This is a genomic window from Sphingobium sp. DC-2 (assembly GCF_000722555.1).
Lineage (GTDB): Bacteria > Pseudomonadota > Alphaproteobacteria > Sphingomonadales > Sphingomonadaceae > Sphingobium > Sphingobium quisquiliarum.
Genome location: NZ_JNAC01000114.1, coordinates 82,276 through 106,261, shown reverse-complemented (window position 1 = coordinate 106,261; position 23,986 = coordinate 82,276). Strand labels below are relative to the sequence as shown.

The 23,986-nt window shown below is 62.7% G+C and carries 22 protein-coding genes; 3 read left to right on the top strand and 19 right to left on the bottom strand.

Annotated features, from left to right (window positions below):
- Window positions 1-17: 17 nt before the first annotated feature.
- The gene (locus tag ET21_RS0119655) at window positions 18-1,184 is read left to right on the top strand and encodes a cytochrome P450 (protein ID WP_030540994.1); all 1,167 of its coding nucleotides are present in this window, start codon (window positions 18-20) and stop codon (window positions 1,182-1,184) included.
- A 22-nt stretch (window positions 1,185-1,206) separates the two neighbouring features.
- Here ET21_RS0119655 and ET21_RS0119650 read toward each other — a convergent pair whose 3' ends face one another.
- From ET21_RS0119650 to ET21_RS0119570, 16 genes are all read right to left on the bottom strand, one after another.
- Window positions 1,207-1,866 (bottom strand): EthD domain-containing protein, encoded by a 660-nt coding sequence (locus ET21_RS0119650; RefSeq protein ID WP_030540993.1) that lies wholly within the window; start codon window positions 1,864-1,866, stop codon window positions 1,207-1,209.
- Between the two features lie 47 nt (window positions 1,867-1,913).
- Window positions 1,914-2,366 (bottom strand): VOC family protein, encoded by a 453-nt coding sequence (locus ET21_RS0119645; RefSeq protein WP_021239021.1) that lies wholly within the window; start codon window positions 2,364-2,366, stop codon window positions 1,914-1,916.
- A gap of 55 nt (window positions 2,367-2,421) precedes the next feature.
- The gene (locus ET21_RS0119640) at window positions 2,422-3,273 is read right to left on the bottom strand and encodes an SDR family oxidoreductase (RefSeq protein ID WP_051768256.1); all 852 of its coding nucleotides are present in this window, start codon (window positions 3,271-3,273) and stop codon (window positions 2,422-2,424) included.
- Between the two features lie 143 nt (window positions 3,274-3,416).
- On the bottom strand, window positions 3,417-4,634 hold the full coding sequence (locus ET21_RS0119635) for a cytochrome P450 (RefSeq protein ID WP_162180720.1): 1,218 nt from the start codon (window positions 4,632-4,634) through the stop codon (window positions 3,417-3,419).
- A gap of 110 nt (window positions 4,635-4,744) precedes the next feature.
- Window positions 4,745-5,437: a TonB-dependent receptor gene (locus ET21_RS0119630; protein ID WP_030540990.1), complete on the bottom strand. Its 693-nt coding sequence runs from the start codon at window positions 5,435-5,437 to the stop codon at window positions 4,745-4,747.
- Between the two features lie 39 nt (window positions 5,438-5,476).
- The gene (locus tag ET21_RS0119625; RefSeq protein WP_030540989.1) at window positions 5,477-6,610 is read right to left on the bottom strand and encodes an FAD-dependent monooxygenase; all 1,134 of its coding nucleotides are present in this window, start codon (window positions 6,608-6,610) and stop codon (window positions 5,477-5,479) included.
- Between the two features lie 210 nt (window positions 6,611-6,820).
- Window positions 6,821-7,525 carry a TetR/AcrR family transcriptional regulator gene (locus ET21_RS26750; RefSeq protein ID WP_162180719.1) on the bottom strand — a complete coding sequence of 235 codons (705 nt, stop codon included), beginning with the start codon at window positions 7,523-7,525 and terminating at the stop codon, window positions 6,821-6,823.
- Window positions 7,526-7,651: 126 nt separating this feature from the next.
- Window positions 7,652-10,012 (bottom strand): TonB-dependent receptor, encoded by a 2,361-nt coding sequence (locus ET21_RS0119615; RefSeq protein ID WP_030540987.1) that lies wholly within the window; start codon window positions 10,010-10,012, stop codon window positions 7,652-7,654.
- Between the two features lie 257 nt (window positions 10,013-10,269).
- Complete coding sequence (locus tag ET21_RS0119610) at window positions 10,270-11,127, bottom strand: SDR family oxidoreductase (protein WP_051768252.1); 858 nt, start codon at window positions 11,125-11,127, stop codon at window positions 10,270-10,272.
- Window positions 11,128-11,153: 26 nt separating this feature from the next.
- Complete coding sequence (locus tag ET21_RS0119605) at window positions 11,154-12,893, bottom strand: CocE/NonD family hydrolase (protein ID WP_030540985.1); 1,740 nt, start codon at window positions 12,891-12,893, stop codon at window positions 11,154-11,156.
- A 267-nt stretch (window positions 12,894-13,160) separates the two neighbouring features.
- Window positions 13,161-13,988 carry an SDR family NAD(P)-dependent oxidoreductase gene (locus tag ET21_RS0119595; RefSeq protein WP_021239033.1) on the bottom strand — a complete coding sequence of 276 codons (828 nt, stop codon included), beginning with the start codon at window positions 13,986-13,988 and terminating at the stop codon, window positions 13,161-13,163.
- Between the two features lie 24 nt (window positions 13,989-14,012).
- On the bottom strand, window positions 14,013-14,837 hold the full coding sequence (locus tag ET21_RS0119590; protein WP_030540984.1) for an SDR family NAD(P)-dependent oxidoreductase: 825 nt from the start codon (window positions 14,835-14,837) through the stop codon (window positions 14,013-14,015).
- Window positions 14,838-14,865: 28 nt separating this feature from the next.
- Complete coding sequence (locus ET21_RS0119585; RefSeq protein WP_051768251.1) at window positions 14,866-15,894, bottom strand: LysR family transcriptional regulator; 1,029 nt, start codon at window positions 15,892-15,894, stop codon at window positions 14,866-14,868.
- A gap of 347 nt (window positions 15,895-16,241) precedes the next feature.
- Entirely contained in the window at window positions 16,242-17,711 is a 1,470-nt protein-coding gene (locus ET21_RS0119580; RefSeq protein WP_030540982.1) for an NAD-dependent succinate-semialdehyde dehydrogenase, read from the bottom strand.
- Between the two features lie 8 nt (window positions 17,712-17,719).
- Window positions 17,720-18,730, bottom strand: a complete 1,011-nt coding sequence (locus ET21_RS0119575) for a dihydrodipicolinate synthase family protein (protein WP_030540981.1) — start codon at window positions 18,728-18,730, stop codon at window positions 17,720-17,722.
- Window positions 18,731-18,745: 15 nt separating this feature from the next.
- Window positions 18,746-19,750: an ornithine cyclodeaminase family protein gene (locus ET21_RS0119570; RefSeq protein WP_030540980.1), complete on the bottom strand. Its 1,005-nt coding sequence runs from the start codon at window positions 19,748-19,750 to the stop codon at window positions 18,746-18,748.
- 156 nt (window positions 19,751-19,906) lie between these two features.
- Here ET21_RS0119570 and ET21_RS0119565 point away from each other — a divergent pair, with 156 nt between their 5' ends.
- Both ET21_RS0119565 and ET21_RS26070 read left to right on the top strand, forming a co-directional pair.
- On the top strand, window positions 19,907-20,578 hold the full coding sequence (locus ET21_RS0119565) for a FadR/GntR family transcriptional regulator (protein ID WP_030540979.1): 672 nt from the start codon (window positions 19,907-19,909) through the stop codon (window positions 20,576-20,578).
- Between the two features lie 279 nt (window positions 20,579-20,857).
- Entirely contained in the window at window positions 20,858-22,075 is a 1,218-nt protein-coding gene (locus tag ET21_RS26070) for an aminomethyltransferase family protein (protein ID WP_202807145.1), read from the top strand.
- 51 nt (window positions 22,076-22,126) lie between these two features.
- On the opposite strand, the gene ET21_RS0119555 is transcribed toward ET21_RS26070, so the two are convergent.
- From ET21_RS0119555 to fghA, 3 genes are read right to left on the bottom strand one after another with little or no spacing between them, the layout of a single operon-like run.
- Window positions 22,127-22,729, bottom strand: coding sequence for a GNAT family N-acetyltransferase (locus tag ET21_RS0119555; protein ID WP_030540978.1), 603 nt, complete (start codon window positions 22,727-22,729; stop codon window positions 22,127-22,129).
- The gene (locus ET21_RS0119550; RefSeq protein WP_021239043.1) at window positions 22,729-23,133 is read right to left on the bottom strand and encodes a ketosteroid isomerase-related protein; all 405 of its coding nucleotides are present in this window, start codon (window positions 23,131-23,133) and stop codon (window positions 22,729-22,731) included. The genes ET21_RS0119555 and ET21_RS0119550 overlap by 1 nt, the downstream gene beginning before the upstream one ends.
- Complete coding sequence (gene fghA / locus ET21_RS0119545) at window positions 23,134-23,982, bottom strand: S-formylglutathione hydrolase (RefSeq protein WP_030540977.1); 849 nt, start codon at window positions 23,980-23,982, stop codon at window positions 23,134-23,136.
- Window positions 23,983-23,986 lie beyond the last annotated feature (4 nt).

Sequence of the window (23,986 nt, the reverse complement as noted above, 5' to 3'; positions counted from 1 at the left end):
GCTGAGAGGATGCCACCATGATTGCCGATCTGGATATCGATCTATATTCGCCTGAGCTGATCGCCGATCCGTATCCGGCCTATAAGGCGATCCGCGATGCGGGCCCCGTCTGCCGCCTACCGGGCGGGGTCTTCGCCATGGGCCGCCACGCTGATCTCAAACAAGCGTTGAGCGACTGGTCCCTGTTCAGTTCGCAGTCCGGCGTGGCGTTGAACGAGACGATGAATGACGCGCTGAGCGGGACCGTCCTTGCCAGCGACCCGCCGCTGCACACCGGATTGCGGCAGGTCGTCGGCCGCCCGCTAGCGCCAGGGCGGCTGGCGGCCTTGCGGCAACAGATCACAAAAACCGCGGAAGCGCTGGTGGACGATCTGGCGTCACGCGGCGAGTTCTGCGCCGCCACGGACCTTGCCCAGCATCTGCCGCTTACGATCGTGTCGGAACTGGTCGGCATGCCGGACGATGGACGGCGGCGGATGCTCGATTGGGCGGCGGCCGTCTTCAACAGCATGGCGATGGAAGGCAGCAGCTATGCGGCGGAAGCGCTTCCCATCGTCGGCGAAATGGTCGCCTATATCGCGGACGCCGCCTTGCCGGAACGATTGGTGCCGGGCGGCTGGGCGGCGGAACTTCATGAAGCAGTGAAGGCCGGCGAGATCACCAAGGAGACGTTCGAAAGCCTGCTGCAAGCCTATCTCGCGCCATCGCTCGACACCACTATCTTCGCAACGTCCAATCTGATGTGGCTGCTGGCGAAGCATCCTGAACAGTGGCAACGCCTCCGTGACCGGCCCGCCCTGATTCCGCGCGCGATCAACGAAGCCTTGCGACTCGAAAGTCCGGTGACCGGCTTTTCACGCCTGCTCACCCGCAACGCCAATATAGACGGCGTTGAGGTTCCAAAGGGCAGCCGCATATTGATGCTGTTCGCGGCGGGCAATCGTGACGAGCGGCGCTATCCCGACCCCGATCGCTTCGACATCGAGCGCGACAGCACGGATCATCTTTCCTTCGGGCACGCGATCCACCGCTGCGTCGGAGCCAATCTGGCGATGTTGGAAATGACGGCGCTGCTCACCGCCCTGACGCGCCGGATCAGGAGCATCGAAATATTGGAAGAACAGCGCACCGATCATGCGGTGTTGCGCGGCTTTTCCTCGCTGAAAGTGCGGGTCGATTGTTGATCGCGAGGGGCGCGCGCCCGCCCTATTTGAACAATTGGTAGCGCGTCACCATCGCAGCCACCGCATCCGTACCGAACACTTCAATCGCAGCCTCCGACAGTTGGGCAGAGAAATCCTGTGGCAGCCCCCCACTGGGCACAACCACTTCATCGATCGCGTCCCAGGCCGCTGGTTCTTCACCCTGTTCGATGGCGTTATGGCAATATGAAACCGAGGGATAGCGGGAGACCAGCCTTTCCAGCCGGGTACGCCACTCCGCCAATGCGGTGGCCGGGGGCGTGCGCTCCGCACGTCTGAACAGGATGACCTTCGTGTCTCCACTCTTGGCGGGCGGTCCCCATTCGGTTGCATCGGCGAAGAGGATGCGGGTGCCTTCGCGGTCACCGAAATTATCCTCGTCCGGCTGCACATGATTGCGATAGGCATCATTGTCCAGCGTTGCGAAAGCAACCTGCTTTGACGCGATCCGCACCAGCGAGAGCGCGTCGCAATCGAGCAGTGGCGCGCCGCTGACACTGTCGGACGCGCCATCGATGGCATAGGCATGCGCATATCCGTCAAACCGGCCGCCGACCTCTTCATGCGCCATGGCGAGCGGGCCGTGAACGTTCAACAGATGATGCTGAATATCAGCCCGTGACAAGCCGATCTTGGTTTTGGGGACGATAACGACTTTGTTCATAACGCACGCTTTCTTATCGTTTGAAATAGTCACTTATAACGTTTCGCTCAGCCGCCTTCTTGTTCGACCTTCTTGCCGATCAGCGACATAGGGTGCGGTTCGGGATATTCGTTGAGCAGGAAGGAAATGCCGTAGGTCTGGCTGGCATCGTAGAAGGCTTCGCGGGCGGGTCCGATCGAATTGATCATCAGCGGTTCTATCCCGCGCTTGCGGAAATGCGCGACCGCCTCATCAAGGTTGGACACCTTGATGACGAAGGTGCGCAGGCAAGGGCCATGGTCCGCCAGATGCTTCATTTCCGCCGCGCCGACTGGATGGCCGTCGGAAAGTGGCTGGCCAAGCTCAAAACCATGGCGGCCCGCCAGCGTTACGGCGATCTGCTGTTCTTCCGACCTGATGACATCGTCGAACTTCCAGCCGAGAAGATCGCTGAAGAAGTCCCTGGCTTTGTCAATGTCATCGACCAGCGCGATGACCCGATCGACCCGTTCAAAAAGCATCCTGTTTCTCCCAGCAAAATTACTCTGCGCCCGTCCGGGCTTCGAACTCCGGCATTCAGGCGGTCACATGGTCACGGATGCGCGCGACGACCGCGCTGGAACCAGCGATGCCCTTCTGGATACGATCGCAATATTCCTGATGCATCTCCCGCGCGTCATCGGGATGTGTGAAGATGTCCTCCACACCCGCGGCGGCGGCCGCCAGAATGATCTGCGCGGATTGGTCGGGAGAGATGGTCTTTTCGGACTCTGCGAGGCCTTCGGGGATGTCCGGCGTGACGCCTCCCGCAGGGCGCAGGGCGAGGAAGTTGGCGCCGATGTTGGTGCGGGTCAGCCCCGGATAGATGGTGGAAACCCTGATCGGCCTGTCCCCAATCTCATCCCGCATGCCCTGGGACAAGGCCGCAACCCCGAATTTCGCCGCCGCATAGAGGGCGATATGCCAGCCGGGCGAGGCCACCAGGGCAGCCAGAGACGCCGTGCAGAGGATATGGGCAGGCTTTCCGTGCGCCAGCATGGACGGCATCAGCGAACGGACGGTTTCATAGACGCTGATGGTGTTGACATCGAGGGACCAGCGCACCTCTTCGGGCGTCACCTTCGTGAACGGAATTCCAGCAAGCCCGACGCCAGCATTGGCGCACAGATAATGAACCTCGCCATGGGCGTCCAAAACCTCCCCGGCGATCGCCGCGAGCCGGTCATTGTCCGTGACGTCGCCCACATGGATCGTGACCTTGGGGGAGCCGGCTTCCTCCGCCGCCGCCTTCACTTCTTCCAGCGAAGAAGGCAAGATGTCGACCAGCGCCAGCGCCGCCCCTCCCCGCGCGAAAGCCAGGGCGAGTCCCCGGCCGATCCCGCTGCCACTGCCTGTAACATAGGCGACCTTGCCTGCATAATCCGGCATATGAAGACTCCCAACTGGTTGACGATCCGGCCAGGCCGGAATGAAATCGTTCAGATCGGCTGCCCGGCGCCATCTGCATCGCATCGGCGGCCGGGTCAGCCTTTCCGCCCCCTTATGGAAACGCTTGCCTGTCGAGCGTAAGTTCAGGAAGCGGCGTGGAAATTCATCGGCAGATGATCGAAGGTCTGGAAGGCCGATATCATCACCTCCGGCTCGCCCGCGAGTTCGATACGTTCGATCTTTTCCGCCATGGCGCGGATCAACGCCACCGCCTCCTCGCGCGCCAGCATCTGGCCCGCGCAATTGTGGATGCCGGTGCCAAAGGAGAGATGCTTGCCGAACTTGCGGGTGATGTCGAACCGGTCCGGCTCGTCCCAGACCGTGGGGTCGCGGTTCGCCATTGTGGCGAAGATCAGAACCGGATCGCCCTTGTGGATATGGGCGCCCGCCAGTTCGGTATCGCGCACCGCGACGCGGCCCAGCCAGCGGCCGGGGCTGAGCCAGCGGTGGCCCTCCTCGAAAGCGCTGAGGGCGAGATCTGGATTGTTGCGCAGCACGGTCCATTGATCCGGGAACTGCGAGAAGCCGTAGAACATATTGGTGAGCACGCCGATGGTGGTGTCGGTGCCCGCCGTGAGCAGCGCCAGCACCAATGTCGCCGCGCGGTCATGCGTCATGTCGCCGCGATCGGCTGCTTCGAACACACGCGCGCCGATGCTGCCGGGAGCCAGGGCTTCGGGATTGCACTGCCCCTGGACCCAGACCGCTGCCTCCCTGGCTTCTTCGAAGAACTGGATCATGAAGTCGGTGGTCGGACCAAAAGCATTGATCGCGGCGGCGCCGAACAGCGACAGATTCTCCCGTCCATCGGGGCGCAACCCCATCGCGTCTCCGAACACCTTGAAGATATAGGGCCTCACCAGACCCTCGACGATATCGATGCCCTTCGCGTCAACGACGCGATCGACGGCTGCGCGGGCCGCCGCTTCGAAATCGCTTTTCAAGGTGCGTATGACGGCGGGGGCGAGAATCCAGTTTAGAGCGCGCCGCGTGTCGGTGTGCGACGGCGGGTCCTCGCTGACCGCGATCTGCGGAATGGGAATGTCGGGGCTTTCAAAAGGCCGCTGCGCGGAGGAGAAGGTCTCCCAATCCTGAAGGATCGCCTTGACCAGATCATAGCGAGCGGTGGCCCACATCTTATGATGATCGAGCCAGACCATCGGCCCGGCAGCCTGAATTTCCTTGTCGACGGCGGTGGCGTTCAGGATGGCTTCGCGGTTCAGCGGGTCGCTGGTGATATAGGGTATTTCCGCTGGGTCGGGTGCGGCGGTTGCCTTTCGAGCATATTCAGTCGTGACCATCTTCAACTCCTCAGTTCTGCAATTTTCGTCATTCGAAAGGCTCGCCGTCCGGCGAAGGCGCTGATGGTCCCTGCCCCCGTTCAGGCGGACCATCGGCGCCTCCATGGCCATCAGAAATTATATCTCAGGCGCGCGCCGTAGGTGCGGGGTGCGCGAATGCTGCCGACGATCAGCCCGTCAGCGCCGCCATTGGGGTTGGCTGGGGCGGGATGGATGAACAGGTGCCGGTTGGCCTGGGTGATCACCGCTTCATTGGTGAGGTTTCTCGCAAAGACCGTCAGCGATAGCTGGTTGCCCGGCGCGTAGAAGGCGAGCGAGGCATCGAGCATCGCATAGGCGTCCTGCCGCTCCGTGCCCAGATATTCGACCGAAAGCCAGCTTGAGGAGGCGAACTGCACGCTCGCGCCCGGTTCGATCGCGAAGCCGCTGCTCAGATCAAAGCGATGCGAGTAGCTCGCCGTGCCGCTCCATTTGGGCGTGCGGACAAGCGGAAAACCGGCGCAGTCGATCGGGCGCGTGGCCCCATCCGGGCTGAGCGGCCCGATATCGCAACCCGTCACTGGCGGCCCAAGCGAGGTGTAGTTGGTGATGGTGAACTTCTGATATTTGGTGTTGATATATTCGACCTGGAGATTGAACGTATCGGCATCGGTCGGGCGAAAGGCGATATCCGCGTCGATGCCGAAGATCCGCGCCTTGCCCGCATTCACGGTTGCGAAAGTGAAATAGCCCGGAATGGAGGTTGCGGAGAAATAGCTTTGCTGCTGGCCCTTATATTTCCAGTAGAAGGCCCGCCAACACACATCCTCCTGCTACTGAGTGAAATAGGTTCTTTCGAGTGCTCAAATCGGTTCGAGCAATTTGGCCCGCATCTGCGCCGTGACCTCGGCCTGGGACTGTTCCGCGGCCGCCGGGTTCATCTGCCATTCGCCGAGCTTGATCGATGTTTGCCCCACCAGGTTCGCGCGTTCGAAGCGGCGCGTCATGAACCTTGCGAGCTTGTCCGCCAGCGGCGCTTCGTCGCGCGACAGTTCGTCGGCGAGCGCGACCGAATCCTCGATGGCCATGGCCGCGCCCTGGCCCAGATGCGGCGTGGCGCTGTGCGCGGCGTCGCCGATCAGGAGGATGCGCCCTTTATACCATGGGGAGGGCAGCATGCAGACCTCAAGGGGCCGGTAGACAACAAGCTCCGGCTCCGTGATGCGCCTCGCCAACTCGCCAAGCAGGCCGCCGAAGCCAGCGAGACGCTTGCGCATCTCATCGGCGAGGCTTTCGGGCGGGAAATGGGGATTGCCCGGTTCCTCGGTCACCGTCATGATATACATGGTGTCCTGCGTCAGGGGACAATAGCCAGCGGTGTGGCCATCTTCATGCATGTAGAGGTGGAACCATTCCAAGTCCTTGGGGCGCGGCACATTGTATCTCCATACGCCCTGACCAGTATAGCGGGGCCTGGGTGCATCAGGGAAGACTATATTGCGCGTCTTCGAATACGCTCCGTCTGCGCCGATCACCAGATCATATCGGCCGGTAGTTCCATCGGTGAAGCGGACATCTACCCCGTCGCCGCGATCTTCGATCGTTTCGAAGGTGACGCCAAGACGCACCGGAATGCCCAGCGCCTTCACCTTGCCGGTCAGGACCTTGTGGAGCGCGGGACGGGTCAGGCCCAGATCGGCGGGATAGGGCGCGGTCACCGTCGAGTCACCAGGCAGCTCCGCAATCTCCTCCCCCGCCATGTCGAGGAATTTCCAGCCCTTATAGGGAAAGCCCGCCGCAACGGCCTCGTCACCCAGGTCCAATGCTGCCAGGGCGCGCACGAAATTGGCCTGGACGATGATGCCGACATGATAGACGCGCCAATCAGTGCTCAGTTCGACGACATCGACGTCGAAGCCCTTCTGATGCAATCCGATGGCCGCGCTCAGGCCGCCGATACCGCCGCCAATGACCAGAATCCTGTTGTCTTTCACCATCCCCTCCGCATCCTCTTGCCCGTTCTGCCCTGATATTAGAGCAGAGCGCCGCCATCCGAACGATAGCCAGTGCGGGCGCGTGCGGTTGAACCGGCACCCGCACATGACCCATTGCTCCTGCGGCTATGCCCGACCGTCGCCGGAAAACCGGCGAAGCTCAAATCATTTGTTTTTGGTAGATGGAATAAGCAGGTCTTATGGTGACCTTGATCACCCCTTGGCGCTTGAGAGCGGCTGCGGACGTACCAGCCGGTAACCGGCAAGCGCCTGAAACCCGCCGACGATATAGGACAGGAGAGAGGGGTAAGCGGCGGAGATATCCTCTCCGCTCATCCGGCCTTCCGACACGAGGTCGAGCAGCCCGTCTATTTCAAACGTGCCCATCATCACCGACAGCGCATAGGTGAAGCCGCGCTGGGCCGTTTCCAGGCTGAGGGACGGCTCGGCGGCCATGATCCGCTCGATCGCCACGCGTCCGACGGCCCCGAAATGCTTCAGCAAAAGCGCGGCCCAGCGAGGGTCCTGATGCATCCGCGCGAGCAGACGCCCATAAGCGCGCCAGCCAGCATCGCCGTTGGTCATGAGGTCAAGCACCGGGCGGGCGAAGGCGTCGAACACCTGTTCCAGGCTGGGTGATGCCGGAAGCCGCGCGAAGGAGGCGCGCCTTGCTTCATCCAGCATCGTGGCCCGGCGGGCAAGCACGGCGTCGAGCAGAATGTCCTTCGTCGCGAAATAATAGGTGAGCAGGCCCAGCGAAAATCCCGCCCGGCTGCTGATCATCCGGGTCGAGACTTCGTCATAGGAATGGCAGGAAAACAGTTCTTCGGCGGTATCCAGTATCTGTTCGATCGACGCCGCCTTGTTTCGCGTGGCGCGGACGTCGCTTTTGACCGCGGGCCCGGAGGTCTCTTTCATCTTCTGGCTCATTCCCTGTGACCCGCCCGTCCGCCTTCGCGCCTCTCGCCTGCTATACGTGCAAAGGCGGACGCGGGTCACCAGCAAATATGCCCTTCCTGATCAGGGGAACAATCAAGAGCCGGATCAGAAACGCACGCCGATCCGCCCGCCATAGGTTCGGGGCGCGCGCAGGATCGCGATCACGTTAGACGCTGCGGAGAAGGGCAGTTGCCAGCCATTGCCCATGACGGTCGTATTTTCGATATTGTTGATGAAGGCCGCCGCATACCAGCGTCCGCCCGCCGCATTATAGGTCAACTGCGCGTCGCTCATCCAATAACCCTGCTGATATTCATCAGCCACGAAGTCGAGTGCGGTCAGGGAGGAGGATTGATAATGCGTCCGCACATTGAGGACGATGTTCGCGTCATTGGCAAGAGGAACGGTTTGCTGCGCGCCCAGGTTGATCGTCCACACGGGCGCCTGGGGCGGCCTCCTGCCGCTGCAATCGACGGAGTAGGAATTGCCGACCAGCGCGCCGACCGCGCAGCCGGATGCGGGCGGCGCGCCCAGATTGGGGACCGAATAGACGAAATCCTTGTACCGGGCGTCGAGATAAAGGACATCGGCGGTGAGCAGCGTGTTCCTGAGCGGCTTGAACTGGGCTTCCAGTTCGACGCCCTTGAAGCTGGCGCGGCCGACATTTTCCGTCGCGAAAATGGTGGTGCCCGCAGAATCCCGTGCAAGGTGGCTCACCTGCTGGTCGGTGTAGCGCCAGTAAAAGGCCTCAAGATTCAGTTGCAGGCGATTGTCGAAGAAGCGGTTCTTCGATCCCACGGTCCAGGCCTTGATGGTTTCCGGCTTGAACACGCCTTCATCCCCGCTCAGGAAGAAGCCGCCTGATTTGAAGCCGGTTTCAAAGCTCGCATAGAGCAGGTTCCGGGGCGTGATGTCCCAGTCGGCGCCAGCGCGCCACGTGACCCGGTTGAACCTGGCGGCCCCGTCCTGGGTGATTTCCGTGCCCACCTGAAGCGTTCCATCAGCGCCGGGCACGGGCGCGATCGTGCCGTCCGGTAGGCGCGTGACCGGGATGGGCGCGGTGTCATAGGGGAAGGGCACCGCGTCCGGGCAATTGGGATATTGGGCGAGGCAGACGCGGTCGATCGTCTGGAGATTGGCTTTCAGCGTCTTGCGCTCATGCGTGTAGCGGATGCCGCCGGTGACGCGGACATTATCCCTGAGAGCATAGGTCAGCCGCGCAAAGCCTGCATAGCTGTCAAGCGTGGACGCGAATTGCGCCTGATAATGGTCGAACTGATGGTTCACCAGATAGGTGGGAACATGATTGTCTTCATTATAATAATAAGCGCCGACGAGCAGCCGCAGGGGGTTGCTTTCCGGGCTTGCATAACGGGCCTCGACGCTCGTCTGCTCATTCTTCTCCCGGTCGTAGATCCAGAAGCCGTCCGTCGTGCTGACATTGTCGAGGCTGGATCGCCGGTAAGCGGGTATGATCGTGAACGTGCCGGCATCGGTCGAATAGCTGAGGTTCGCCGAAACGCCCCAGAAATTGTTCCTTTGATACTGGTTATCGGCAACGGACAGAAAGTTCCTGCCGCCAAGGACGTTGGGCAGAGAATGGTAGAAGGCCTGTCCTTCCGGCGAATTGATCCCGTAGCGATTGTCGATGCCCAGATCGACCGGCGTGCCGCCTGCTCCCCGGCCGCCCTGATGGAAATAGTCGGCGGACAGCAATATCTCCAGATCATCACTTGGATTCACCCGCAATTGAATGCGGCCGCCATAATCATGCTGGTCGTCGGTGCCGTCCTTCATATAGCCGTCATGGCGAACGAAGATGCCCGCAGCGCGAATGGCCGCAACCGGCGAAAGCGGAACATTGAGCGCGCCGTCGAGCCTTACCGCATCATAATTGCCATATTCGGCGCTGGCATCCGCACCGAAGGCGAAATCGGGCTTGCGGGTGATGACGTTGATCGCGCCGCCGGTCGCGTTGCGGCCATATAATGTGCCCTGAGGCCCCTTGAGAACCTCGACACGTTCCAGATCGTAGAAATAGCCTGTGGTCGAATTGGGCCGCCCGATATAGACGCCGTCATAGTTGAACGCGATCGCGGATTCCGTCAGTGGATTGGCGTTCACATTGCCGACGCCGCGCAGGTAGAATTGCGTGTATGCGCCATTATTGCCCGCGACCTGAAGCGAGGGAACGAGCGTGGTCAGCGCCTTGGGATCGGACACGCCAGCGGCGCGCAGGGCGTCGCCATTGACCGCGGTCACGGCGATCGCGGCGCGCTGAAGATTCTCCGAACGGCGCTGGGCGGTCACCACAATGTCCTGAATGCCGCCGGGCGAAGAGGGGGACGCAGCCTCTGCCGCGGCCTGCGTGCTGGCAGGATCGGCGGCATTCTGCTGAGCGAAAGCTGGTGTGGAAAATGCGAACGCCCAGGCGATGGCGTTCAATGAAACCTTGCCCATTTTCATGGCTGTCCTCCCCGGTAAATGATGTTTTGCGGGGATGTTAGGAACAGGACAGAATTGGTCCAATATAAGTTAGTTATTTATGGCATCATCTCGACAGATGGCGGATTTGCAATGTTCCATAACAATGATCGGTTGTCATGAAGGACAATGACATATTCATGGCTCGCCCGATCCATCGGAAAGATGAACCGGATGAGCCATGAACTGGACCATGCTACTGGATTGTCCGGCCATGCGGCCGGAACATCATTGCGGGATCAGGCGGGCAATTCCGCCTCTGCCTTGCTGAGCCGCTCGATCGCCGCGGCGGATGCGGCGATGCCTGCCTTTACCCGCTGGCTGTAGGCTTCATGCATTTCCCGCGCTTCGTCCGGGTGAGTGCAGATGTCCTCCACGCCCGCCTCGGCGGCGGCCAGGATGATCTCGGCGGCCTGCTCCGGCGGAATGGCGACGTTCATGTCGAGACCTTCGGGCAGCTGCGGCGCTACCCCGCCCGTGGGCCGTAGCGAACGGAAGGTGTTCGAGATATTGGTGCGCACCATGCCGGGATAGATGCTGGAAACCTTGATCGGCCGGTCGCCGATTTCGTCCCGCATGCCCTGCGCCAGGGCGGCGACGCCGAACTTGCTCGCGGAATAGATGCCGTGATGCCATCCCGGCGGCGTCAGCAGCCCGGCCAGCGAGGAGGTGCAGAGGATATGGCCCGGCTGTCCATGGGCGAGCATGGACGGGAGCAGGGAGCGAACGGTTTCGTAGACGCCGATGGTGTTGACGTCCATCACCCAGCGGACCTCGCGCTGCGTCACCGAACTGAAGGGAATGCCGGCGATGCCGATGCCCGCATTGGCGCAGAGGAAATGCACGTCGCCATGCGCGTCCAGCACCTCCTTCGCCACGCGTTCGATCTGGTGGATCGCGCTGACGTCGCACAGATGCGTCGTCACCTTGGGCGCGCCAGCCGCGAGGGCGAGCGCCTTCGTTTCCTCAAGCCCTGCTTCCGACACATCGGCGAGCGCCAGCGCGCTGCCCCGCTTCGCAAAGGCGAGCGCCAGTCCGCGCCCGATCCCGCTTGCCGACCCGGTGATATAGGCAAGCTTGTCTTTATATTCCGCCATGAGGTGGCTCCATTCGATAGGGGGTTTCAGGCGAAGGCGGCGCGCACGGCCTCAGGCGAGGCGGCGACGTCGATGTCGAGGATGGCTCCCGTCGCCGGGCCGAATTCCAGAATATGCGTGCCGGACGGCACGTCCTCGATAAGCCAGGGATCGACGCCGCCGCCATTGGCCGTATATTCGGGAAAGTCGCTGCTGAAGATATGCAGCAACAGCCGGTGACCGGCGGGAAGCTTATAGGCGGTCTGCCCCACCGTCACGGTGAAGGGCGTCGCATGTTCCTGAATGACGCCGCCGTCCGCCGTTTTGCTGACGGGCCGGGTCTTGAGCCGGACCTGGCCGCGCGTGATGAGATGGGCGGTCCCATCGGGGGCCTGGTCGAGCAGGCGGGCGAAGATGTCGGCGCTTTCCAGCGTGGAGGCGAGCCGCCCTTTCAGCGTCACCGCGCCGGTAATCAGGAGGTCGTCCGCCACCGGCTTGCTGCCGAAAGCGAGCACGTCGGGCCGGTCGCCAAGCGGCGCAAGATCCGGCCAGGCCATCAGCACCGTGGTCGAGCCGGGACCGCAGGGCTGCTCTGCGCTCGCAGCGATCGAAGGCACGAGATTTTCGCCGTCATGACGCCAGCGCGCGAAGTCCCGTTCGGGCGGCGTTTCGCCCAACAGACCCTGCGCGTCATTGTTGCCGGACAGGTAGAAGCGGACCCGGCGCGTGTGGGCGGGGGGCCAGGCCTCGCTCGCTTTCCAGCCGGTCCTGCCGATCTCATATTGCACCGGCGGGACGCCTTCGCCCAGCCCGCGCAGATGGCGATTGTAGAAGGGGATCGTCGGATCGACCGCGCGGCGGATGAATTTTTCCAGCGCGACGGGATTGTGCGTGTACCAGTCCTCCGGTCCGAAGGGCGCCTGTTCGACATTATAGCCTTCATGATCCACCGCTTCGAGGCGGAGAAAGAGCTTGCCCGCCCAGGCGGGAGCGGCGGAAAGCGCCTCAATATCCTGCCATGCGGCGGGGGCGCACAGGTCGTAATAGCCAACGGTGAACAGGGTCGGGATGGGATTGGCGATCAGCGACGCCAGGCTGGGCGCGCGCGAGGGGAAATCCTTTTCGAAGGACTTTTCGAAATCCGCCGACCATTGGCCGACCGTTTCGAAAAAGCCCTCCATCATCTTCTTCCAGGGACGCTGATGCCAGGGGAGCCGCCCGATATAGAGGAAATTGTCGTTATAGCATTGGCCGAAATACCAGCGGTTGACGACATGCTCGACATCTTCGGAACCGTCCGGGGCGATCACCGGAAGGCCGAGATTGGAACCGGTCAGGCGCGGCGCGATGCACTTCAGCGCGGGATGATCCGAGGAAAGCGCCGCGATCTGGGTGAAGCCGATATAGGACGTTCCCCACATGCCGACCGAACCGTCGCTCCACGGCTGCTTTGCAATCCAGTCGATCGTGTCATAGCCGTCATCGGGCTCGTGAATCATATATTCGGTCGCGCCGCCTGAACGGAAGCGGCCGCGCACATCCTGAATGACGACATTATAGCCATGCGCCACGAACAGCCGCGCGATCTTCCCCATGCCGGGGAAGCCGCCCTTGTCATAGGGCGTGCGAATGAGGATGGTCGCGGCCGGGATGTCGAGGTCGGCCCTGTAAAGGTCCGCCGCAAGCTCGACGCCGTCCCGCATGGCGATCTGGATGGTTTGCGCCCCTTCCGGCACAGGTTGGGGTTGCGCGCGAATATAGGATTTCTGGTCCGGGATATTGTTCATCGATCTTCATCCAATCGCAAAAGTGAAATTCATGAAAATGCCCGCCGCGCGCGCGACTTGCCACCGGCGCTGGCAATTGCCCGCGCCATGCCGCCAGGACTTGGCCTCCATTTCCTGACCGCGCAGCAAGGGCCAGTTACGGAAGTGGAGGCTAGCATCGGGACTGTGAGCCCACAAATATATGTGGCTGATCGGATATATCGAACCGGGTTATGCCTGAACCCCGGCGCGGGAGCCGAACGCCGCCGCGCGCCGGACGCAGACAGCCTACCCCCGGAAGGTGAGGCTGAGCCGCGCCGTGGCCCCGCCGTCGACCGGAATATTCGCGCCGGTGATATAGGCGGCTTCGTCGGAGGCCAGGAACAGGCCCGTATAGACTACGTCGGCCGGGCTGCCGAGGCGCGCAAGTGCGGAGGAATCCTCGAAAAAGGCCTTGAGCCTTGGCTTTTCGCGCAGCAGCGGCTGCGTGGCGGGCGTGGCGATGATGCCGGGGGAAATGGCGTTCACCCGAATCCAGTGGGGCGCGCCCTCGACCGCAAGCTGGCGCGACATGGCGATGACGCCGCTCTTGGCGGTGCCGTGCGCGAGCGCGCCGACGCCTTCAATCGGTTCAGCGCCGCCCATGCCGCTGATCGACCCGATATTGATGATGCTGCCGCCGCCCCGCTTGATCATATGCGGCCAGACCGCCTGCGTCGGCACGAAGATGACATCGAGTTCGACGCGCAGATTGTCATGCCACATTTCGATGCTGGTTTCTGCGAACGGCGCGAACCGGGCCGACCCGCCATTATTGTAAAGGATATCGATCCCGCCCTGCTTCTGGACCACGGCATCGGCCCAGCGCTTCATCTGTTCAGGATTGGTGGCGTCAGCAACGTCGAGATCGAGCGTCAGCCCTTCCGCCTCCGCCAGCGCGCGGGTTTGCCGCAGCCCGTCTTCATTGATGTCGCACCCGAAGACCGCCGCCCCGGCCCTGGCGAACAGAAGCGCGGCTTCCCTGCCCTGCCCGCCTGCGACGCCCGTCAGCATGGCTACCTTTCCGGCGAGGCGGCCTTCCACCTTGCCTTGGCTGGTCCGCGCCTGTTCACTCATTGCCATGCCTCCTCATATGCGCTGTCAGGAATTGATCATCTGCCCGTGAAGGAGCGTTTCGCGCACTTTCCCTATTCCCGGCACGTGAGCGCCCTCCCCGCCGTCCACGACCAGGATCTGGCCCGTGATCATGCGCGCGGCAGACGAAGCCAGGAACACGGCGGCGTTGGCGATGTCCACAGGTTCGGCAAGCATGGGGGTCAGCGTTTCCTCCAGCTCCAGTTCAAAGATCGCCGGGTGGAACGCCGCGACGACGGCGGGCGAACGCGTCAGGCCCGGCAGGACGGCATTGCAGCGAACGCCATCCTTGCCATATTGCGTGGCGACCGACCGGGTAAGCTGGACAAGGGCGAGCTTGCTCGCCGAATAGGCCGATTGGACGAGATTGCCGCGCAGGGAAAGGGCCGAGCCGGTATTGACGATCGCGCCGCCCCCGGCCGCCAGCAGATGCGGAAGCACATATTTGCTGCACAGCATCGTGCCCTTGCAATTGGCCCCGAAAATACGATCCCAGACCTGGGCATCCATGTCGGCGATCGCGCCATCCCTGCCGTTCAGGTCAGGCGACAGATCGGCGGCATTGGCGTGCAGGATGCCGATGGACCCAAAATGATCGTGCGACCGGGCAATCAGCCGTTCGATGCTGGTTTCGTCATGCAGGTCGAAGGGAAGCGCGATCGCATCGCCACCCTGACCGGCGATGGCGTGGGCAACGGCCTCCGCCGCTTCCAGCGCGATGTCGGCCACCACGACCCTGGCGCCCCGCGCTGCCAGCAGTTGCGCGCTTGCAGCGCCAATGCCGCCCCCGGCGCCGGTCACTATGGCGACGTCTCCAGCAAATTCTATCATGTTCGTCCTTGCATCCTGATAGCGGCGATCACGGGCGGCCGCCCGCAACCGCGCGCGGTTTCGTGCCGCAATCGGCCACAGCCTGAAGAGTGCGCCGCACCGGCGGGTCCATGCCAAGCGGCTCTGCCGTCGCGGGCATGCGTTCGGCCACCGCCGACATGACGTCCCTTAGCCAGCGATGCCCTGGGTCCGCTTCCGACCGGGGGTGCCACATGGCCGTTTCATTCAGTTCCAGAAGCTCAATCGGCGCGGGCAGCGCCTTGAGCTGGAGATAATCCTTGTGAATTTCGAAAAGGCGGTGCGGGACGATCGTCACCATGTCCGTGCCGCTCACCATCGAAAGCGCGTGGAAGAAGGTGGGCACGCATCCGCCGATCCGGGGCCGCTCCATCTGCTTGCGCAATGCCAGTTCGATATTGCTGACCAGACGGCCGCCGAAGCGCACGTCGACAAAGACCTGCTGGCAGAATTCCGGGTAGCTGATCGGGCGGTTCAGCAGGGGATTGCTTCTGGACCCGGCGAGGATGAAGCGGTCATGGAACAGCAACTGCTCGCACACATCGTCCCGGCGATAGGCGGGGTCGAACAGCGCGCTGTGCGGAAGAGTGACGCAGGCATCGATCTGACCATCATGCAGGCGCGTCAGCGTGTCCATCGACAGTTCATCAATCTCACAGTTCAGCCCCGGTCCGGCGGAAACGATCTCATCGACCAGCTGAACCCCGAAAATCTCGGCGCAGCTATTGGACATCACCACCTTGAAGGTGCGTTGCGCTTCGGCAGGCTGGAAGCTGTCGCCATCGCTGAGGAGCGCGCGCACATCGAACAATATCTCCTTGAGCGGCCCCACCAGCATGCGGGCGCGAGGCGTAAGCTCCATCTGCCGCCCGATCCGTTCCAGCAGCGGATCGGAGAAGTGGAAGCGCAGCTTTTGCAGCGCGAAACTCATCGCTGGCTGGGAGACGTGGAGGCGTTCGGACGCCCGCGTGACGTTGCGCTCGTTCAGAAGCGCATCGAGCAAGACGAGGAGATTGAGGTCGAGGCCATTCAGATGCATGGCCGCCCCCCTGACGAAGCGGCGCGCTCTTGCTCAGGCGCGTGCCGTTCTGGCTTTCCAGATCGAAAGCTCATGGCCATTTTCCACCTCTCCCAGCCGATTCCGATGAAACCGGACTCTTTTCACTGCGCCCGAATTTTATCTGCCGGGGAGGCGTCGGCGCCGCGCCTCTCCTTATATCTGCCGGTCCTTCGGCGGGCGTTAACTGCCCTTATGGGGAAGAACCGAGTTAACCGTACACACGAACGGTTAAGGGAGCAAGCATTCTTGAACCATCCGCTGCGCGCGTCCGGGAGGGAAGATGAGCCGCGCGTGCGGGCGCTCCCTTCCGCTCCCCGTCAGCGCGCTCAGAGGCCGCCTAGAGCGATATATTTGATCTCCAGATAGTCATCGATGCCATATTTCGATCCTTCGCGGCCGAGGCCGGAGGCCTTGACCCCGCCAAAGGGCGCGACCTCGGTGGAAATCAGCCCCTCATTCACGCCGACCATGCCGAATTCCAGCGCTTCGCTGACGCGGAAGATGCGGCCCACGTCACGCGCGTAAATGTAGGAAGCAAGGCCGAAGGGCGTGTCATTGGCGAGCGCGACCGCTTCCTCTTCGGTTTCGAAGCGGAACAACGGCGCAATGGGACCGAAGGTCTCATCGGCGAAGATCATCGCATCGCGCGGGACATTGGTCAGCACCGTGGGTTCGAAGAAGGTGCCGCCCAGCGCATGCCGCTTGCCGCCTGCGCGCACCTCCGCGCCCTTCGCCACGGCGTCGGCCACATGCTCCTCGACCTTCGCCACCGCGTTTTCGTCGATGAGCGGCCCCTGCACGACACCATCCTCCATGCCGTTGCCCACCTTCCGCTTCGCGGTTTCCTCGGCAAGGCGCTGCGCGAACGCGTCATAGATGCCGGACTGGACGAGCAGGCGGTTCGCCGCGATGCAGGCCTGGCCGGTATTGCGGTATTTGGCCATGAGCGCGCCCTTCACTGCGCTTTCCAGATCGGCGTCGTCGAAGACGATGAAGGGCGCATTGCCGCCCAGTTCCATGCTGGTCTTCTTGATGGTGGGCGCGCATTGGGCCAGCAGCAGGGCGCCGACTTCGGTCGATCCGGTGAAGGACAGTTTGCGTACGATGGGGCTGCCGGTGAGTTCGCCGCCGATCGCCCGCGCCGATCCGGTGACGATGTTGCAGACGCCCTTCGGCAGACCGGCGCGCTCGGCCAGCACGCCCAGCGCGAGCGCGGACAGCGGCGTCTGGCTGGCGGGCTTGATGACGCCAGCGCAGCCCACCGCCCAGCCCGGCCCCGCCTTTCGCGTGATCATCGCCGCCGGGAAGTTCCACGGCGTGATCGCCGCGAACACGCCGATCGGCGACTTCTGGACCAGGATGCGGCGATTGTCCGCATTTTGCGGGATGATGTCGCCATAGACGCGCTTCGCCTCTTCCGCGAACCATTCGATGAAGCCTGCGGCGTAGAGCAGTTCGCCATGCGCTTCGGACAGGGGCTTGCCCTGTTCCGCCGTCAGGATCACCGCCAGATCGCCGATATGCTCCAGCATGAGGTCGTAGAGGCGGCGCAGGATGCGCGACCGCTCCTTGGGCAGCACCTTCCTCCATTCCCGCGTCGCGCGCTCGGCGGCGGCGACCGCGCGGCGGGTTTCCTCAGCGCCCGCATCCGGCACCGTGGCGATCAATTCCCCGGTGGCGGGATTGCGCACGTCCAGCGTGCGGCCATCGTCCGCCTGAACCCATTCGCCATCGATCAATATGGCCTGACGCAGGAGACCGGGGTCTTTAAGATCAAGTTTGACAGGAACAGTCATGGCGGCCCTCATTCAGGATTGCGTCCCACGAAGAAGGCTTCGTCGGGATCGGTTGTCGGGTTGAGACCGGCCGCTTCCAGGCCACGGCGCAGGATGATCATTTCCCGCGTGTAGATGCGCGCCGTAGGATGGCGGAGCGGACCGCCATTATATCCCTGGAGCCAGCCCTGATATTTCCATAGCATGCGGTTGAGCAGGCCGCCACCGCCCATCGGCACGCTGCCAAAGGCTTTGCGCGCCGCGTCCATGGAATAATAAAGGGCCGTCGCCTCATCGAACCGGCATTCCTGCACCAGGTTGAAGATCCTGGGCAGCATCGGGCCGAAATAGGCGGAATAGTTGGTGCCGCAGAAGGGCACCGGGATGATCTGCGACAGGGGGATGAATTCATGTTCGATGGGGAATGAGATCACCACTTCCTCATGGAAGGCGCGATGAACCTCGATCGGCGCCATGATCAGCGGCGCGCCGCCTTCCGCCTTGATCGCGACGATGTTCGGGCAATCGTCGATCAGGCGGCGCAATATGGGAACCGGGATGTCCGCCGGGTCGAGATGCGAAAAACCCCAGGTCGGGATGGGGAAAAGCATCACCGCCATGTCGGTGGCATCGCAAAATGCCTTGGTATAGGCGTAAACCTCTTCCATCGACTTGGGGTAGAAATAAGGCGGATAACCAAGGAGCACCAGTTCGGCCCCCGCGCGTTCCGCCCGCTTCACCGCTTCGATATTTTCCTCAAGCGAGTTGAACACGGCATGGTGGACGGTGATGATCCGCCCGGCGGCCTGATCCACCATGACGCGCACGAACTGTTCATATTCATCCATCGTGATGACGACTTCCGAACAGGCAAGCGTCGCGGTGAAGCCATGCCGGATGCTCGTTTCGACATCATGGCGGACCGCCGCCTCGTTCAGGCGGGTGAAGTCCGACGTCATGGTCGGCATCACGACATTGGCGACGCCCACCAGCTTTTCACGAGCCCATGCCCGTGCGTCGTTGCGATTATAGCTGAGCATGTCCCAGATCCTTTTCTAACGCTTGGTTTCGAAGGCGGCCGGAAGCGGCAATGCGAGACCCGCTTCCAGGGCCTTGGTGAGGATGAGTCCCGCCACGACCACGTCCTGGAGGCCGCCGCCGACGGATTTGAACATAGGGTTCCGCGCGGCCTGCACCCGGCTGTCGAGACTGCCCGACATCAGGTCGAACAGACCGAACGACTTGTCATGGAATTCGATGCCCGCTTCATGCGCGGCGATCATGTCGCCGGTTTCCTCCAGCACTTCTTCCACCATGTCGCACACGATCAGGTCGGCGCGCTCGATGACCGAAATGTCGATCTCGCGCTGTTCGGGCACGGTCGATCCGATCGACGCCACAACAGCCCCGTCCCGCAGCCAGTCGCCGTACAGGATCGGGCGCTCCCCTTGCGAACGTGCGGCCGCGAGGACGAGGCCGGATTCCCGCACAGCCTCTTCCGGGCTGGCGCAGGCCGTGGCGGTGACGCCCAGTTCTTCCTGGATGGACGCCGCAAAGGCTTCGCGCTTCGCCGGCGTGGGGCTGAATATCGCGATCTCGCTCAGGTCCCGCACGCTGGCGATGGCGCGGACATGCATGGCCGCTTCCAGCCCGCTGCCCAGCACGGCGAGCCGGTCGACCTTCGCCGGAGCGATGCGGTCCAGCGCGGCCGCGGTGGTCGCGGCGGTGCGATAGGCGGTGACCATGTTCGCATCCACGAATGCGGCGATGCGGCTCGTTTCACGGTCGAAAAGCACGATCACATATTCAGCGCCCGGCGCGGGAGCGGTGGCCGACATCCCCATGAGCTTCGCACCGAAATAGCGCGAGCCCGGCGGCAAGGCTGGCAGGGTGCGCAGCCACGCCCCTCCGCCCCGCGCGACGGTGCGGGGCGGCAGGGCGACGGGATCGGCCTGCTGAGCATAGGCGTGTTGCAGCGCCTTGATAGCATCGGGCCATTGGAAAACCGCGCGCGCGGTTTCGCCGGAGACGAATACGGACGGCGTATCGGGATCGGCCATGGGGAAAACCTCTCATCCAGTCGCGACGGGTTCGCGAGTCTTAGTTGATATTGATGTGACTTAATTTCATGATTGAGCGCGGTCAAGAAGATTGATTGCGTTGCATCACCCGATGAAATGTGGACAGCCGCGCCGCCGCCTTCTACAGCCGTTGGCATGACGATGCCGACCGACCCCGCCCCGCATGAAGAACTCAATCGCGTGCGCAGCTATGTGGAGCAGGCGCGCCGGGACCAGCAGGCGCGCCTGCCGTCCGAACCGCAGCTTGCCGAGCGGCTGGGCATCACCCGGCCCCGGCTGCGGCGCATATTGAAGAAGCTGGAGTCCGAAGGGCTGATCTGGCGGCATGTCGGCAAGGGCACTTTCGTCGGCGAGCGCAGCCTTACCAACACGCTGGGCGAACTGCCCAACATGCTGACGCCCCTGGAAACCTTCGAAGCGCGGATCGTGCTCGAACCGCAGCTTGCGGGCCTTGCGGCGCTGCGCGCCACGCCTGCCCAGATCGAGGAAATGCGCGAATGCCTGGCGCGCATGGCGGACCTGTCCCAATTTGCGGACTGGGCGGTCTGGGACGAGCGCCTGCACCGGCTGGTGGCGAAGGCGGCGCATAATACCCTCCTGCTCGCGCTCTACGACACCGTTCGCGAAAGCGCGCCGACGGGCATGCGCGACCGGCTGCACGATGTCTTCCCCGCGCCCGCACCCGAAACCAACGAGCAGCACGAAGCCTATGTGGACGCGATCGCCGCGCGCGACCACAAGCGGGCGGAAGCGCTGATGCGGGCGCATCTGCAATCGGTGCGGGACGCGCTTTTCGGCAGCCGTTGAGGCATTTACGCGCCCATCACGTTCGCCGATGCTGAAAATTCATAATAACGATTGGCCTGCCAACGGGCGCAAAGCTTATCCCCGGATGTGACCTGCTCCCCCCTGGGTCAGCGCATTGACCGCGACAGAGATGGCGGCGCGCTGCGCCCCGCCATTTCATAATCCCGCATCGTAGGAGAGAGTTTCCATGTCCGGCATCGATGATCTTCGCACAAATGTGGACACCTCGGTATCATGGGGGCGTCTTGAGTTCACTGGGTGGCAGGATGAGAACCTGTCGTGGAAGGAAAGCTGCTACATTGGCGACTGGAGCTGGCTCGACGAATTCCATGTCAAGGGCGCCGATGCGCTGAAATTCCTGTCGATCACGCCATCAACAGCTTCGCGAAATTCGACCTTGGCCAGGCGAAACATGCCGTGTTCTGCAACAAGGCGGGCAAGGTCATCGGCGAAGGCGTGCTCCAGCGGCTGGGCGAGGACGAATTCGAATTTCAGGCGCGCGGGCCAGTCGTCAAATGGCTGGAATATCGTCTCGCCAAGGGGGGCTATTCTGCGGCCCATGCAACGTCGATAAGCAAGTTCAAATTCCAGGTGTCGGGACCGGCCGCCCTCGCCGTTTGCGAAAAGGCGACCGGCGAACCGTTGCGCGACATCGGCTTCATGCGCTTCCGGTCAGCGCCGATCCGCGACGTCGATGTCCTTTTCCTGCGGCAGGGCATGGCGGGCGAAATCGGGTTCGAGCTTCAGGGCCCTTCGGAAAAAGCAGAAATTGTCCGGCAGGCGATATTGGAGGCGGGCGCGGACATGGGCATCCGCCAGCTTGGATCGCGCACCGCCATGATCAACCATCTCGAAGCCGCCTTTCCCACCGTGACGCATGACTATCTGCCAGCGGTCGGCGACGAACCGGAACGTGAATTCTACGAGCTTTACGGTTCCGCGACGCCCGTGTTCGGTTCGCCCGAATGGTTCCGCAGCTTCGCGCGGACCCAGAAGGTGAAGGGCAGTTATGAGGGACGATCCGTCACCGACTGGTATCGCTCTCCCATCGAATTGGGATGGGCGAAAAGCATCAAGTTCGACCATGATTTTTACGGGCGCGAGGCGCTGGAAGCCGAAATGACCGATATCAAGCGTGTCCGCCGCACGCTCATCTGGAACAAGCAGGATGTGGTCGATGTGTTCGCGTCGCTTTTCGAAGAAGAGACGCCCTATGACTATATGGAATTCCCCCGGCACCAATGGAACGCCATGTATGCGAACAAGGTGATGGACGGCGACAGGCTGGTGGGCGTGGCGACATCGCGCGGCTATTCCTATTATTTCCGCAAGATGCTGAGCCATGTCGTCATCGACACCGCCTATGCGGAGCCGGGAACGGAACTGACGGTGATCTGGGGCGAGCCGGGCCATCGGCAGAAGGCAATCCGCGTGACCGTCGCGCAATCGCCGTTCAAGCAGGATAACCGGCGCGCCGACCTGAACAGTCAGGCGTGACCGGCGCTGGCGCTGAAGGGAAATCTCGACGGCGGAGGATTTGTTCCGCCGTCAGAGGTGCTTTTGCCAGAAGTGCATCAGATGTTCGCTTTCGTCCGCCTGACCGACTTCCTTCCAGGACATGGCTGTGCTGAAATCGGGCGTCTGGCGGTATCCACGGCCTTCCCAGAAAGGCTGGAGGTCACGCGCCGCTGGCGGCCGGGCGGGGTGGCTGCTGTCCCGTTGAACAGCGCAGAAGACCGCCAGTGATGCGCCTGCTTCACGGGCGGCGGCTTCCCGTTCGTCGAAGAAGCGATGGCCGATGCCCTGCCCCCTGAACTGGGGCAGCAGGACGGATTCGCCGAAATAGCTAATCGCGCCAAGGTCCCGCCCGGCGCGCAGAAAGGGCTGCCTGATCGCGTCCGCCTGACCCGCCATCGGGGAGGCGGTGGCCATCCCGACCGGGATGTCCCCCACCCTGGCGACGATCAGGACCGCCGCCTCGTCCGCCAGAAATTCGGCAAGATAGTCCGCCTCATAATCCATGCTGCCGTTATAGAGATAGGGCCAGCTGCGGAACACGGTCATGCGCAAGGTCGCCAGCGCGCGCAGCGACATATCGTCCTTGCCGATCCGCTCCACCGTGACCTGGGCAGAGGGACGTGCAGCAGCCATCATCCGGCGCTGACCTGCGCCAGCCAATCGGCCAGATTATAATGGTTGCTGACGCGTGCGATCCGGCCGCCGCGAAGCTCGAAAAAGGCTCCGACGCGCAGGGCATAGCGTTGATCGCGGGCGGGCGGCAGATCACCATCGGTCTGAAGGTAGACGCCTTCCAGCTGGAACTCCGCCGCTGCCCGGCCGCCTTCTGCATCGCTCAGGAAAACCGGATCGATCACCCGTTCCTTGTAGCAGCGGTTCATATGGTCCAGAAATTCCGCGAAGGCCGCCTTGCCGTGCCGGACAGCGCCTTGCGAAGGTTCGTGGACCACGTCATCGGTCAGCAGTTCCAGCATGGCGGCGCTGTCGCCCCGGTTGAACGCGCCATAATAGGCGGCCAGAATCTGTTCCGCGCTCATTCAGCGTGTCCCGGCGCCCAGCCGCGCGGCATGCCAGCGCAGATGATCGGCCATGAAGGTGGAAATGAAATAATAGCTGTGGTCATAGCCCTCCCGCATGTTGAGCGTCAGGGGGATGGCGGCGGCATCGCAGGCCGCTTTCAGCAGTTCGGGCCGCAATTGCTGTTCCAGAAACTGGTCGGCCGTGCCCTGATCCACCAGCAGGCCGGGAACGCGCGCGCCGTCCTCGATCAGCGCGACGGCGTCATGCCTGCGCCATGCGGAACGGTCATCGCCCAGATAGCCCGCCAACGCCTTTTCCCCCCAGGGCACCTGGCCCGGCGCGACGATGGGAGAGAAAGCGGACACGGCCTTGAACCGGTCCGGGTGCCGCAGCGCGATGGTCAGCGCGCCATGCCCGCCCATGGAATGCCCCATGATCGACTGGCGGCTCATATCCGCGGGGAAGTTCCCGGCGATCAGGGCGGGCAGTTCCTCCGTCACATAGGACCACATGCGGTAATGCCGGTCGAACGGCGGCTGCGTCGCATCGACATAGAAGCCCGCGCCGAGGCCGAAATCATAGGCGGCCGCTGCGTCATCGGGAACGCCTTCGCCGCGTGGCGAGGTGTCGGGCGCGACGAATATCAGGCCCAGTTCAGCGCAGGCGCGCCTGAACTCGCCCTTTTCCGTCACATTGGCATGGGTGCAGGTCAGCCCCGACAGATACCAGACAACCGGCAGCTTCGCGCCTTCGGCATGGGGCGGGACATAGACCGAAAAGGTCATGTCCGTACCGGTGGCGGCAGAGGCATGTTTATAGACGCCCTGAACGCCGCCGAAAGCCAGATTGGCGCTGACCTGCTCCATGCTC